This window comes from Arsenicibacter rosenii (assembly GCF_001870735.1).
Taxonomy (GTDB): domain Bacteria; phylum Bacteroidota; class Bacteroidia; order Cytophagales; family Spirosomataceae; genus Arsenicibacter; species Arsenicibacter rosenii.
Genome location: NZ_MORL01000002.1, coordinates 641,876 through 655,612, shown reverse-complemented (window position 1 = coordinate 655,612; position 13,737 = coordinate 641,876). Strand labels below are relative to the sequence as shown.

Sequence of the window (13,737 nt, the reverse complement as noted above, 5' to 3'; positions counted from 1 at the left end):
GCGAAGCCGGACAGTATTGTTGCGCTGTCGGGCTTCGCTATGTTATAGTCCCCGCCTACTCTGCCCGCAGGTAGTGAATCGGATTGACGTAAACCGCCTTTATCACGTACCGGTAGACGGTCAGCACCGTAATCAGCAGCGTGGCAAGCAGGGTTACCAGCAGCATCCAGCTGCTCATCGTCACATGGTGGGTGTATTGCTGCAACCAGCTCCCCATCAGCCACCAGCCCAGCGGAGCCGCCACCAGAAAGCCAATGCCCAGCAACTGTCCGAACTCACGACCGAAAATCCAGAGCAGCTGACCCGTCCGGGCACCCAGCATGCGCCGTACACCGATCTCCTTCCCACGGGCTTCGGCCATAAACATCACCAGCCCATATACCCCTAAACAGCTCATACCGACGGCAATCAGGGCGAAAACCTGGACAAACCCAGCCAGCAACTGTTCGGTTTCGGTGAACCGTTCCATCATACTGTCTACATCCTGCCCGCGATATACCTGATCGGGGAACGTTTTGTCCCAGATGGCCTGAACGGCGTCCAGCGTTTTGTCGGTATAACCGGCCTTCAGGGTAATCATGGCCATGCGGCTATGCGGGGCGTCGTGGAGCAAGGCAACAGGCATCACCGGACTATGCAGATCACTGCTCCGGAAATCACGGACAACGCCCACAATCACCCGGTCGGCATCTTTCATCCGTATCTGCTTACCCACTACCGTACTCACCGGTGTAACACCCAGTTTGTTGACCAGGGTCTCGTTGACAATCACTTCCCGACCGGCCGTGTCTGACGGATTCAGGTTGCGGCCCGCGACCAGCGAGAGGTTGAACGCAGCCAGATAGTGATCATCGGCGGCCCGAAGCCGGGTTTCGAATCCTTCCGGTTCGGTTCGGGTGTGGTAGCTGAACGGGACGGGACGATTGTACGGCGCAGCGGGCGGATCACTGCCAAACGTCACCCGTTCGACCCCCGGCACCCGCAACCAGTTCTCCCGGAGCTGACTGAAGGGCACGGCCCCCTCACGCGGCATCCAGACCGCCAGCACGCCCGTATGCCGGAACCCCCAATCGACCGACTGCATGTGCCGGAGCTGGGTTGTAATGACCAGTACGATCAGCAAAAACAGCTGCGTCAGCAAAAACTGACCGGTAATCAGGCCCCGGCGCACCCGAAGCCCGCCCGCCGAACGGGTTGTCAGCCGCCCCGACAGCACTTTGGTCGGGTTGAAGCGCGACAGCATCAGCGCCGGATAAAGCCCCGCCATCAGCACAACCAGCAGAATCAGCGCCGTAAACCAGACCATCGCACGGGGTTCGAGCAGGTCCAGAATAGAAATGGACGGATCCAGTTTTTCGACCACACCGGCCAGGGTCTGGTTTACCAGCGGCAACACCAGCTGAGCCAGCAGCAACGCCACCGCAACGGCCACCAGCGTCAGCAGCAGGGTTTCGAGCAAAAACTGCCGGATCAGCTGACGACGCGAACTGCCCATCACCTTCCGGACACCGATCTCCCGCGAACGCTGCAAGGCCTGCGCCGTCGCCAGATTCACATAGTTGATACAGCCCGCCAGAATCAGCAGCATCCCGATCAGAATCAGCGCGTAGAGAATCGGGCGCGGGGCCATACCGCTGCGCTCGTGATTCAGTTCTTTCAGGGGTAACAACTGGTACTCAAAATGCTTACGGTCTTCGTCGGACAGGTATTTCTGACGGACCGCCGGTAACGCCTCCGCCAGTTGTTTTGGGTTGGCCCCCTGCCGCAACAAGACAAAACACATCGCCTGTAAGCCCGTCCAGTCCTGCAATGCCTGCTGGCTTTCAAGCACCGGAATGGTCCCATACGAAACCAGTCCGTCGTACCGGAGCTGGGTATTCGGCGGCGGATTTTTAATGATACCGGTAACGGTCAGCGTGGTGCGGTTATCGAGCCGGAGGGTCCGGCCGAGGGCGTTTTCGGTGTCAAAATATTTCCGGGCATACCGTTCGCTCAGCACAATGGTGTTAGGGACTGCCAGCGCCGTTTTGCGGTCACCACTGACCCACTCGACGCCGAACAGGTCAAAGTATTGCGGCTCGGTATAACACATATTACGGGCTTCACCGAATTTTTTAGCCCAGCCGCCTTTCCCGTCGGGCACACTGATGTTGCGCCCGAAAAACGTCTCCAGCCGGACCGCACTTTCGACAAACGGGTACTCGCGCCGCAACACATCTGCCATCGGACGGGGGGCCGCATCGGTCGGCATCGTATGCTCCCGCTTAATGTCGGTAACAACCCAGTATGACCGGTCTATGTGCGGGTGATAGCGGTCAAAGCTAAACATGTAGTTGACCACCAGAAAAATGACCATCCCGCAGGCCAGCCCCAGCGCCAGCCCGCCGATGCGGATTATGTTGACCCGGCGTTCCCGCCACAACCGGCGACCGGCCAGTTTCAGATAATGAGTAAGCATGTTGTTTATTAGTATTTGGTTCAGGAAAATACAGCCATAATCAGCGCTCCATGCGGAACAGACGTTGTGCACTATAGGCGCATACCATGCCGCCAAGTGCAACCATCCAGACCGTTTTGAAGACCGCCGGTGAAATGGTGAATAACCGGCCAACCCACATCATGCAAATCATAAGCGTCACAAAAGCAATGACACTCCCCCGCATCCACGTTGGCCATTGCGCCGCTACCAGATGCCGCTGGTGGCGGCCCGGTATGCGTGTAGCCGCACCTGTGTATAGCTGACGGTGGCGGGTACGCGGGTTGTTTCGCTGTACCGTCATCAGCAAGGCTTCTTCATAAGACCGGCCGGCGGCCATCAAGACCTCAATTTCCCGCGCCAGTTGCCGGGTCAATGTTGCCGGTACTTCCCGGTGCGCTGTCCGTCGCCGCAGTTCATGCCGTAGCCTGGCCAGTTGTACTGTAGATAGTTTTTGCATGGAGTGTCTGATTAGTATGCTATGGAACAAAAATATATAAGAAAATTATATATACAAGTTCAAAAGATAACAATACAAAAAAGGCTTGCCCCCAGAGGCAAGCCTTTACTGGCTAAGACAATAGCCAGCGGACCTATAAAAAAGGAGTATCGTGCCCGAAAAGGCTCAGAAACTCCATTTGAGCCGTACCGAACCATTGCGGCCGGGATCATCGGCAAAGTAGCGGAACCGGTTCAGGTAATCCCGGTAAACCGTATTGAAGAGGTTATTGACCGACAGGCTTACCACCAACCCATGGTCGCCGCCAAAAGGGAAGGTTGCTCCGATGGCGGCATTCCACAGCGAATAGGCTGGCGGTGGTGCCACAAAGTCGCTGTTGGCCGGTACGCGGTTTTGCCGCGCCACCAGCAGATTACCAATCTCGGCATAGAGATCATGCCAGTGCGCGTGTTCGCCTTTTTTCTGCGCATCCCGTCCCCATACCGGAAGTTCGAAGCGAAGGGTATTTTCAAACCGGTTGGGCGCAATCCAGACCAGTGGCTGGCGATGAACAATGTCCTGTACGTAGAGATAGGCCAGTTTGGTGTTCCACAGCAGCCCGCCCCGATTGGTTACCGGCAGCAGCGTGGTAGTCGCCGAGGCATCAAAACCGGTATAGATCACATCGGTCTGCGTATACTTAAAGAACGGAAACGCGCCGCGAATAGTCAGCCGTGGCCCGGCCTGCGGTTGCAGGTAGATATAATCGCGGATGTAATTATAGAACAGATCTACTTCGGCCTGAATGCGTTTGCCGGTGTAGGTCGTGTTCCAGTTCAGGTTATAGGCTTTTTCAGGTTGCAGGTCCGGATCGCCCAGTTCATAGGCGGCGGCTCCGTGATGTACTCCGTCGCTGAACAATTCACTGACGTTCGGCGCGCGCCATGCCGTCCCGAAATTGACACGGCTCGTCCATGCCTGATTGATGGTATAGGTAGCCCCCAGTGTGCCGGAGCCATTGGCAAACGCGTAGACCGGACTGGTCAGCGCGCCGTTCTGGTACCGGAATACCTCCATATGCCGGAAATCGAACCGCAGCCCGGCCTCATACTCCCAATGGTCTTTACGGAGTTTTTCAATCCAGAACGCCCCGCCGGCAAATGTCCGGAAGTTCGGAATCAGTGGCCGGCCATTCATGATGTTGAACTGGTACATGCCCGTCACACCCGCCTGTCCGGTCAGCGCGCCCACCGGCTTGTGTTCAAACACCAGATCGCCGGTATAGGTCGTCAGCCGGAACCGCAGCTCAGGCCGGTTCAGGGCAGCGAGACTGTCGTTGCGCGGCCGGTGCAGGTCAAACTCACTCCGGTCATCGAACTGCCGCGCCAGTGTCAGCGTCCAGAGGCCCGCCGCAGCTGGCTTATACGTCGTCCGCCATTTCAGCAGATCGTGTTGTACCTGCTGCGACGGCCGGTCGATCGCATAGCTGAAGCCGCTTTTAATATAAGGTTCGCCCGACGCCAGCACCTGCTCCAGATCGGTCAGGCTGCCGATGTGCGCACCGGTAAATATCCCGATTTTAGTGTTGAAGCGGCTGTAAAACAAGTCGGTAGTCAGGTTACGGGTGCGGTAAGCCATCGCCACCGAGCCGTTCTGCTCCGACGTGCCGGTATTACTCAGAAAATAGCCTGGTGTCTGGAGGTTGCCGCCTCGTTTCAACGTACCCTGTACCCGCCAGGCAAACTGATTGGCCTTACCGAGTGTATTTTCGGTCTGCGCCGACACTACGCCCTGCCGCCCGTTGGTAAAGCCAACCATGTTCAGCTCGCCGTGCTGTCCGTGTGTGGTTGGCAAGGGGGCTGGTTCTACCAGAACAACGCCCCCGATGGCATCTGAGCCATAGCGCACCCCCGAAGCGCCTTTCACCAGCGACACGCGGCTGGCAATAAACGGGTCGATTTCGGGCGCATGTTCAGAGCCCCACTGCTGGCCCTCCTGCCGGATACCGTTGTTAAGAATCAGGATCCGGTTGCTGTGAAAACCGTGAATAACCGGTTTAGCAATGGTAGAACCGGTCTGGAGCGTCGTCACGCCGGGGAGTTTTTTCAGCGCTTCGCCCAGCGACTGCCCGCGCGTCTGATCCAGCTCGCGGCCAGACAGAACCTGCACCGCCTGACTGCTCAGGGCAGCGGTTTTCTGGGCGGTTACGTTCACATCGTGCAGGTGAACGGCTTCTTCATCCAGCAAAAAATCCTGACTGCGGGAAGACTCATGCTCTATCGTAAGCGACTGCCGGATTTCCTTGTAGCCCAGAATCCGGGCCAGAAGTGTGTAGCGTTGCGGGCAAAGGTGCTCAATCCGGTAGTAGCCGTTGGTATCCGTTACGGCACCCAGCCCGGTTTCCTGGATAATCACCGTCGCGCCCGGAATAGGCTGACTGGTTTCCCGGTCAACGACTTTACCTTTTATATAACAGGAACAGGCTGTCTGTGCCCATGCTGTCGGCGCAGCCAAAAACAAACCGCTGATCAGACTTATCCAGAGACTCCGCATTCGTAATATACAGTGTTCAATACCTGTTTCTTAACGCAACCATGTTTCAAAAAGGTTCAGTAAGGCCTGAAACAAAAAAAATTCAGGCGGTCAGGAAACCAAAGTAGTTTGTTTAACGTATTACTACCAAATGTTAAACAAGACAAGGAACAGGTTTTCTACAATTTGGGGCTTTTTTTCCACAGTCCACAGTTTAAAAAGAAATCCTTACCTTGAAATTGGCACAATTTAAGGCATTTATAAATCAGAGACTTAGCTATTTTTAACCGCATTTTGGCTAAGTGAATTTAAAAATTCTGAATCTGGTTGGATTTTTGTTTAATTGATGTATAAATTTGGTTCAACAAAAAAATATATAGATCCATGACAGCGCTCGAATTCACTCAACATATCGGTAAAGTCTCGAAGTCACTACGTCCGTTTGCACTCCGCTTGACAAAAGACGTTGAAGATGCGAACGACCTGTTACAGGATACCCTGTTGAAAGCATTTACTAACCGTGATAAATACACGGATGGTACCAACCTTAAAGCATGGTTATACACCATCATGAAAAACACGTTCATCACGAACTACCAGCGAATGGTTCGTAAAAACACATTCATCGACACAACGGATAACCTGCACTACATCAACTCGACGGAGAGCAGCACCGACAACCTGGCGTATTCAACGTTTGCCCAGGAAGATATCGCGAGAGCAGTGAGTGGCCTTGATGACACATACCGGACGCCATTCATGATGCACTTCCGCGGTTTTAAATACCACGAAATCGCACAGCGCCTTGACATCCCTATCGGTACTGTGAAAAACCGGATTCATATTGCCCGGAAAGAGCTTAAAGACAAACTGAAAATATATGCCTATTATGGCGCGTGAACAAATAACCGCTCAAGCGGGTTATCACAAAAAACCTTGATTGAGTAGTTTTTGGTTAAAAAAGAGGAAGGTTCCGAAAAGTTGGGTGTTTTACGCCCAACTTTTTTGGTTTTTGTAAACCAATTGTTCCTTTGTTGGTTATCATTTGTACACTTACGTGCGCAGAAGTACGGCCATTGCCCGTAAGCCACCACTAACTAACCGTAAACTACCTACATGCCTAAACGTGTTCTGGTCATTGGTGCCGGTTTTGCCGGTCTGGCAGCCGCTACCAGTTTAGCCGATAAAGGCTATGACGTGACCATTCTCGAAAAAAACAGCACGCCGGGCGGCCGCGCCCGTGTGTTTGCCGCCAATGGTTTCGTGTTTGACATGGGCCCCAGCTGGTACTGGATGCCCGATGTGTTCGAAACTTACTTTGCCCGCTTCGGCCGTAAACCTTCTGACTACTACAACCTTATCCGTCTCGACCCGTCTTACACGGTTATCTTTGGGCCGGACGACGCTGTCGACCTTCCGGTTGGCATCAGCAATCTGCAGGCACTTTTCGAAAAAATTGAACCTGGCAGCGGCCCGAAACTGGCCGAATTCCTGCGTCAGGCGTCTTATAAGTACGATGTCGGTATCCATAATTTTGTCTGGAAACCAAGCCGGTCAGTTACGGAATTTCTGAGCCTTAAACTGCTGTATGATGTCGCGCGGCTCGATGTATTCCAGTCATTTTCGTCGCACGTCCGGAAGTTTTTCACCCATCCGAAGCTGTTGCAGCTCGTAGAATTCCCGATTTTGTTTCTGGGGGCAACGGCCGAAAATACGCCGGCCATGTATAGCCTGATGAATTATGCCGAAATGACAATGGGCACCTGGTATCCGATGGGCGGCATGCACGAAATTGTGAAGGCGATGGTAAGCCTGGCGGAAGAAAAAGGCGTCAAGATTCTTTATAACCAGAATGTGCAGCATATCGGGGTCGACGACCGGGAAGCGCGGCGGGTGATCACGAACGCAGGGGTATTTGAAGCCGATGTGGTGGTGGCCGGTGCCGATTACAACCATGTCGATACCAAACTCCTCGACCAGCCGCTGCGCAACTACGACGATGCCTACTGGCAGAAACGGGTGATGGCGCCCTCGTCACTCCTCTTCTATCTGGGCGTCAATAAACGGATTCCGAAGCTACAGCATCATAACCTGTTTTTCGACGAAGATTTTACGCTTCACGCGCAGGAGATTTACGAAACGCCCTGCTGGCCAACCAAACCGCTTTTCTACGTATCAGCCCCGTCGAAAACCGATCCGTCGGTAGCCCCCGAAGGCTGCGAAAATTTATTTCTGCTCATTCCGGTGGCTCCTGACCTTGCCGACGACGAGGCCACGCGGGAGAAGTATTATACCATGCTGATGGACCGGCTTGAACAATATGTAGGCGAAGACATTCGTAATCACGTAGTTTACAAGCGCAGTTATGCCCATCAGGATTTCAAAAATGATTATAATGCGTTCCGGGGCAATGCGTATGGCCTGGCCAACACGCTGATGCAAACGGCCCTTCTGAAGCCATCTTTGAAAAACAAAAAAGTTTCCAACTTGTTTTATACTGGTCAGCTAACGGTGCCAGGCCCCGGTGTGCCTCCCTCGCTGATTTCCGGATTGGTTGTCGCCGATGAAGTCGCGAAAGAATTTACGCTTGCCTGACCACTATCCCGTTGGCTAGCTTTTTCCTTACTTGTAACTTAGAATTACCTAACTTATTGTCGAGTACCACTACCCGTACAAGCACATGATGTCATTATTTAACCAGACGGCGCTGGAATGCAGCAAACTGATTACTGAACACTACAGTACGTCGTTTACACTGGGAATTAAAACACTGGACCGTAAGTTCCACTTCCCGATTTATGCCATTTATGGGTTTGTCCGCTATGCCGATGAGATTGTGGATACATTCCATGATTATGACAAGAAAACGCTGCTCGAACGATTTAAGCAGGACGCCTACACGGCCATTGACGAGCGTATCAGCCTGAATCCGGTGCTGCATGCCTTTCAGCTGGTTGTCAGGCAATATGAGATTGACCGTGAGCTGATCGACGCGTTTCTGAAGAGCATGGAAATGGACCTGTATTTTCAGGACTACGACGCGCGTGGATACAATGAGTATATCTACGGTTCGGCCGAAGTGGTGGGGCTTATGTGTCTGCGGGTATTCTGCGAAGGCGACCGTGCCATGTATGACCGCCTGAAAGAACCGGCCCGTAAGCTGGGGTCCGCTTTCCAGAAAGTGAACTTCCTGCGCGATGTCAAAAGCGATTACCAGGAACGGGGGCGTACTTACTTCCCCGGCGTGAACTTCGACGCCTTCACCTGCGACGCCAAGGAACTGATCGAACGAGACATACAGCATGATTTCGACGAAGCGTATATCGGTATCATGAACCTGCCGAAAGGCGCGCGCATGGGGGTGTATCTGGCCTATGTCTATTACCAGACGCTGTTCAATAAAATCAAGGCCTTGCCGGTTTCGCGTATTCAGACAGAGCGGGTACGGGTGCCTGACACCAAAAAAATCGCACTGCTGGCCCAAACCTACCTTAAGTACCGGCTGAACGTTATTTAGCTCCGGACCACAAAGGCACCACCGATCGAAGAAACACGACACTTTGCGCGGCTCTGGTTCTTAGTGCCTTTGTGGCTATTCAACTGAGCGCTTCTTTGATTGTTAGCGCCTTTGTGGCTCCGACCGCTCTAATTCTGTCTCATTTTGCTGTATCTTTGTTGTAAATCACAACACATTGTACATGGTGGCAGAGGAGATTATATCACCGGACGAAGTAGCCAAGCCCGACGGTCCTGTTTCAGGCGCGGACAAATTTGAGGCTGTTATTGGATTAGAAGTTCACTGTCAGTTATTGACAGAAAGCAAAATGTTTGCTGCCGACGCCAATGCGTTTGGTGCAGAGCCCAATACCAATATCAGCGTTATTACCCTTGCTCATCCCGGAACGCTCCCCAAAGTGAACCGCAAAGCCATTGAATACGCCGTGCGTATGGGCTTAGCCTGCCAGTCAGAAATTACCCGACATAACGTTTTTGCCCGTAAGAACTATTTTTATCCTGACCTGCCGAAAGGGTACCAGCTTTCGCAGGATAAAGGCCCGATCTGTGTCGGTGGCGGCATTCTTGTCAAAGTAAAAGATCCGGAAACCGGAGCGCCCTACGAACGCGTCATTGAGGTTCACCACATTCACCTTGAAGAAGATGCGGGGAAATCCATCCACGATGCCGACGACTGGGCAACCTGCCTGGACTATAACCGTGCCGGTACCCCGCTGATTGAGATGGTTACCGACCCGTGTATCCGGACGGCCGAAGAAGCCGGTGCCTACCTGACGGAAGTCCGCCGGCTGGTTCGCTACCTGAATATCTGCGACGGCAACATGGAAGAAGGGTCGCTGCGGTGCGACGTAAATATTTCTATCCGCCCGAAAGGCGAAACAAAGCTCGGGACTAAGGTCGAAGTAAAAAACCTGAACTCGATCCGGAACGTACAGCGTGCCATTGAGGTGGAGTTCCGCCGGCAGATTGAGCTGACCGAAACCGGTGGCCGGATTATTCAGGAGACCCGTACGTTTGATGCCGGCAGCGGACAGACCTTCGGCATGCGGGAGAAAGAAACCATGAACGATTACCGGTACTTCCCTGACCCTGACCTACAGCCGGTAACGATTTCGGACGAGTGGATGGCCGCGATTGAATCAACGATGCCCTTGCTGCCTGCTCAGATGTACCAGCGGTTTGTGGACCAGTATGGCTTGCCGGAATACGATGCCGCCCTGCTGACCGACGCCCGCGAAATGGCGGAGTTCTACGAGTCGGTTTGCCGGTACACGACCAATTACAAAGCGATCTCGAACTGGCTCATGGGTCCGGTACGCTCACTGCTGAACGAAAAATCGCTTCGCGAACGCCAGTTTCCGGTTGATGCTGAGCGGATTGGTACGATGATTACCCTGATCGACAACGGCACCATCAGCCAGACGGCAGCGCAGAAAATTTTCAGCCTGATGGCCGAAGGCGCCACCGAGACCCCCAATCAGCTGGCCGAACAGCATAATCTGATTCAGAACCGCAATACCGACACGCTCGGAACGTTGGTAGAAGAGGTATTAGCCGCATGGCCCGATAAGGTTGCTCAGTATAAGAAAGGCAAGAAAAACCTGCTGGGTATGTTTATGGGTGAGGTCATGAAAAAGTCGCAGGGCTCGGCCGACCCCAAACTGGTTAATGCGTTACTAGTCGAAAAGTTGAACCAATAACCACATGCAGGCAGCGCAACCCGTTCGTAAACGGCTGTTGCGCCGCCTGCATGACAAAACAAGAATACCATGAAGGTAAAAAATGGCCTTTTGGCCGGCCTGTCTATCCTCAGCCTTACTGCATTTGCACAAACACCCGCTACCAAAGACTTTACCGTTACGGGTAAGCTGAAAAGCTTCAATCCGGGCGGCAAGGTGTATCTGGAAAGCAATGGCCAGCCGGCCGCACGGCTCGACTCGGCTACGATCAGCAAAGACGGTCAGTTTAAGCTGACCAGCAAAGTGCCTTATGGCGGCACCATCTACATTCTGGCAGCCAACGACCAGAAGGTGGCCCTGCTGGTTGAGGGCGGTGAAACCCTGACGGCCAACATCGACGGATACCGCGAAAACATTAAAACAAAGCAGAAAGGGACAGCCACGGTAACCGGTTCAAAAAACATGGACTATTACCAGCAGATCATGGGCCTGCGCGAGAGCATTGAATCCCGCGTGCAGACATGGAACAAGCAGTACCAGGACGCCAGCGCCAAGAAAGACAACAAGAAAATCGCCGAGATTGAACAGCAATACAATACCGCCAATGCCGACATGAAGGCCAAGGTAAAACAGATGCTGCCCACCATGGGTACGGATCTGGTCGCGCTGTTTGCAACCAACTTCCTCGACGAAAAAGAAGACTTTAACGATCTGGATCAGCTTGCCCGTAAATTTGAGAAGGAAAAGCCGGACAGCCCGATTGCCCAGTCGTTCGTTGGCCGGATGAACCGGCTGCGGGGGCTGATGATCGGTGCGGTGGCACCCGACATCCAGCTGGCCGATACAACCGGTGCGGTGGTGCCCTTGTCGTCGCTGAAAGGCAAATACGTTCTGATCGACTTCTGGGCATCGTGGTGCGGCCCTTGCCGGATGGAAAACCCGAACGTGGTCCGGATGTATAACAAGTTCAAAGACAAGGGTTTTACGATCTACAGCGTCTCACTCGACCAGACCAAAGACAACTGGCTGCGTGCGATCCGCAATGACCATCTGACGTGGACACACGTATCAGACCTTAAATTCTGGCAGTCAGCGGCCGCGCAGTTGTACGGTGTACAGGCGATTCCGGCCACGTTCCTGCTGGATAAGGAAGGAAAAATCATTGCCAAGAACCTGCGGGGCGAAGCTCTGGAGCAAAAACTGGAAGAGATTCTGAAGTAATTCAACCCCAACCTATAGTCAGGAGGTCAGGTCATATGCCTGACCTTTTTTTGTAAACTTTCGGGGAGTTTGGTCCTCATTTTAAGTACTTTTGCGGACCGGATTTTCCGGCTATTTACTTCATCACATCCCTTTTTTTCAGCGTTTGGCCCTGCTGCTGACGGCAGCCAACGCCGTTTTATGTCACACGCTCGTGCTTGTCTAAATACCCCGAAGCATGAGCACTCACATACGCAGGGGGTTGTTTTTAAATCCAATGAAAGTTGCTATTGTCGGCTGTGGAAACATGGGTATGGCCTTTGCCAAGTCATTTTTACAGTATGATCTGGTAAAACGCGATGACCTGATGCTCATCGAAAAAAGTGCAGACCGCTCCGAAGCCCTGAAGGCGGAAAAAGCAGGCATGGTCGTCGATACCATCGGCCCGCGTGTGGCAGAATACAATCTGGTGATTCTTTCCGTAAAACCGCAGGATTTTGCCAGTGTGCAGGATGAACTGAAAAAGGTATTACAACCGCAGCAGGTCGTGCTGTCGATCATGGCCGGCATTCCGATTTCACTGATCCAGGAGCGTCTGGCGCATAAACAGGTAGTCCGGGCGATGCCGAACACCCCGGCGATGCTGGGAATGGGAATTACGGGCTTTGCCGCCGCTGATGAAGTGCAGATTGGCAACCTCCGCAAGGTCGAAAACCTGATCAACGCGACAGGCCGCTCTATTTTTCTGGAGGACGAAGGCATGCTGGACGCCGTTACGGCCGTTAGCGGCAGCGGACCGGCCTATTTCTATTACATCGTGAAAGCCATGGTTGAGGCCGGCAAACAGCTGGGCTTCGACGAATCGGTATCGACCCTGCTAGTGAAGCAAACGATGCTGGGGTCGTATAACCTGATTCAGAATACCGATAAATCGCTGGATGAGCTGATTAAGGCGGTGGCATCGAAAGGCGGTACCACCGAGGCCGCGCTCCGGCAGTTTGAAGCCGGCGGGCTGGCTGAGACGCTGATTGCGGGCATTAAAGCTGCGCAGACACGCGCCACGGAATTGTCGAAAGGCTAACCATTTATTCTTGTAGCGGTGCGGTTGTGTACCGCTACAACCAGTTCTGATGCTGCCTGAACCTGACGTTTAAACACCCTCTTCCGGCAAGTCGGCAAATATTTCACTCAAGGGCAGTTCAAAAAGACCGGCGTTGGCTACATCAGTCAGTTGATAGTAGTATGTATTCGTCCAGACCGCAGGTTCTTCGGTTCGTTGCGAAACCATAACCGACTGGTCAAACCGGTCAACTATGATCACCGTCTGAATTGACTCAATCTGCGCATACTTCAGCAATTTATGTTGATAGTCGTAAACAGCCGTTGATTCAGAAATCACTTCCACCACCAGAAAGGGGTTGGTAATAATGGCATTAGAGTCACCGGCAAAGGTAGGTAAGCCTTTTACCACCGTGACATCGGGGTTATAATACCCTTTTTGTCCCTGTGTTTTCAACACACCAACATTACTGCCAGCCACGTAGAAGCCTTTGCCTTTGCTTAATAAAGTAAGGAGTGTTATTATACGACCCACTAACAACTCATGAATAAATCCGGCTAAGCCCATAACAATAATATGCCCATTATGATAGTCAGTACGGTAAGAGGCCTCGTTTAAAAACTCCAGAAAGTCATCCCAGGTAGCCGGTATCGATACTACTCCGCCAGCGTCGAGTTTAGCAATCTGCGTATCGGTCAATTGTATTTTCTGAATCGTCTCCATACACAACAGCTTTTCAGTAAAGATACAGAATTTCGGGGCTTGGGCGGCATGCGCTTACAGTGCTTTTTACTGCATCAACGTGATCATTTAGTGGTGGCACGACTTAGAGTCG

10 protein-coding genes are annotated in these 13,737 nt (G+C 52.9%); 6 read left to right on the top strand and 4 right to left on the bottom strand.

Going from position 1 to position 13,737, the window contains the following annotated elements:
• Positions 1 to 55: 55 nt before the first annotated feature.
• The 3 genes from BLX24_RS06620 to BLX24_RS06610 all read right to left on the bottom strand — a co-directional run bounded on the left by BLX24_RS06620 (position 56) and on the right by BLX24_RS06610 (position 5,468).
• Entirely contained in the window at positions 56 to 2,458 is a 2,403-nt protein-coding gene (locus BLX24_RS06620) for an ABC transporter permease (RefSeq protein WP_071502279.1), read from the bottom strand.
• A 40-nt stretch (positions 2,459 to 2,498) separates the two neighbouring features.
• Positions 2,499 to 2,936 (bottom strand): hypothetical protein, encoded by a 438-nt coding sequence (locus BLX24_RS06615; protein ID WP_071502278.1) that lies wholly within the window; start codon positions 2,934 to 2,936, stop codon positions 2,499 to 2,501.
• Between the two features lie 165 nt (positions 2,937 to 3,101).
• Positions 3,102 to 5,468, bottom strand: a complete 2,367-nt coding sequence (locus BLX24_RS06610) for a TonB-dependent receptor (RefSeq protein ID WP_071502277.1) — start codon at positions 5,466 to 5,468, stop codon at positions 3,102 to 3,104.
• Positions 5,469 to 5,831: 363 nt separating this feature from the next.
• Here BLX24_RS06610 and BLX24_RS06605 point away from each other — a divergent pair, with 363 nt between their 5' ends.
• The 6 genes from BLX24_RS06605 to proC all read left to right on the top strand — a co-directional run bounded on the left by BLX24_RS06605 (position 5,832) and on the right by proC (position 12,923).
• Positions 5,832 to 6,347: an RNA polymerase sigma factor gene (locus BLX24_RS06605; RefSeq protein ID WP_071502276.1), complete on the top strand. Its 516-nt coding sequence runs from the start codon at positions 5,832 to 5,834 to the stop codon at positions 6,345 to 6,347.
• Positions 6,348 to 6,563: 216 nt separating this feature from the next.
• On the top strand, positions 6,564 to 8,042 hold the full coding sequence (gene crtID / locus BLX24_RS06600; protein ID WP_071502275.1) for a bifunctional phytoene desaturase/3,4-desaturase: 1,479 nt from the start codon (positions 6,564 to 6,566) through the stop codon (positions 8,040 to 8,042).
• Positions 8,043 to 8,127: 85 nt separating this feature from the next.
• Complete coding sequence (locus BLX24_RS06595) at positions 8,128 to 8,964, top strand: phytoene/squalene synthase family protein (RefSeq protein ID WP_071502274.1); 837 nt, start codon at positions 8,128 to 8,130, stop codon at positions 8,962 to 8,964.
• Between the two features lie 181 nt (positions 8,965 to 9,145).
• Positions 9,146 to 10,663 (top strand): Asp-tRNA(Asn)/Glu-tRNA(Gln) amidotransferase subunit GatB, encoded by a 1,518-nt coding sequence (gene gatB / locus BLX24_RS06590; RefSeq protein WP_143092584.1) that lies wholly within the window; start codon positions 9,146 to 9,148, stop codon positions 10,661 to 10,663.
• A 69-nt stretch (positions 10,664 to 10,732) separates the two neighbouring features.
• Entirely contained in the window at positions 10,733 to 11,863 is a 1,131-nt protein-coding gene (locus BLX24_RS06585; RefSeq protein WP_071502273.1) for a TlpA disulfide reductase family protein, read from the top strand.
• Positions 11,864 to 12,119: 256 nt separating this feature from the next.
• Positions 12,120 to 12,923 (top strand): pyrroline-5-carboxylate reductase, encoded by an 804-nt coding sequence (gene proC / locus BLX24_RS06580; protein WP_071502272.1) that lies wholly within the window; start codon positions 12,120 to 12,122, stop codon positions 12,921 to 12,923.
• A 69-nt stretch (positions 12,924 to 12,992) separates the two neighbouring features.
• On the opposite strand, the gene BLX24_RS06575 is transcribed toward proC, so the two are convergent.
• Positions 12,993 to 13,625: a Uma2 family endonuclease gene (locus BLX24_RS06575; protein WP_071502271.1), complete on the bottom strand. Its 633-nt coding sequence runs from the start codon at positions 13,623 to 13,625 to the stop codon at positions 12,993 to 12,995.
• Positions 13,626 to 13,737: the final 112 nt, after the last annotated feature.

Coding starts and splice junctions, on each gene's coding strand:
- BLX24_RS06585 (WP_071502273.1), top strand. CDS start 10,733: ATGAAGGTAAAAAATGGCCTTTTGGCCGGCCTGTCTATCCTCAGCCTT.
- BLX24_RS06575 (WP_071502271.1), bottom strand. CDS start 13,625: ATGGAGACGATTCAGAAAATACAATTGACCGATACGCAGATTGCTAAA.
- BLX24_RS06595 (WP_071502274.1), top strand. CDS start 8,128: ATGATGTCATTATTTAACCAGACGGCGCTGGAATGCAGCAAACTGATT.
- BLX24_RS06610 (WP_071502277.1), bottom strand. CDS start 5,468: ATGCGGAGTCTCTGGATAAGTCTGATCAGCGGTTTGTTTTTGGCTGCG.
- BLX24_RS06620 (WP_071502279.1), bottom strand. CDS start 2,458: ATGCTTACTCATTATCTGAAACTGGCCGGTCGCCGGTTGTGGCGGGAA.
- BLX24_RS06605 (WP_071502276.1), top strand. CDS start 5,832: ATGACAGCGCTCGAATTCACTCAACATATCGGTAAAGTCTCGAAGTCA.
- proC (WP_071502272.1), top strand. CDS start 12,120: ATGAAAGTTGCTATTGTCGGCTGTGGAAACATGGGTATGGCCTTTGCC.
- crtID (WP_071502275.1), top strand. CDS start 6,564: ATGCCTAAACGTGTTCTGGTCATTGGTGCCGGTTTTGCCGGTCTGGCA.
- BLX24_RS06615 (WP_071502278.1), bottom strand. CDS start 2,936: ATGCAAAAACTATCTACAGTACAACTGGCCAGGCTACGGCATGAACTG.
- gatB (WP_143092584.1), top strand. CDS start 9,146: ATGGTGGCAGAGGAGATTATATCACCGGACGAAGTAGCCAAGCCCGAC.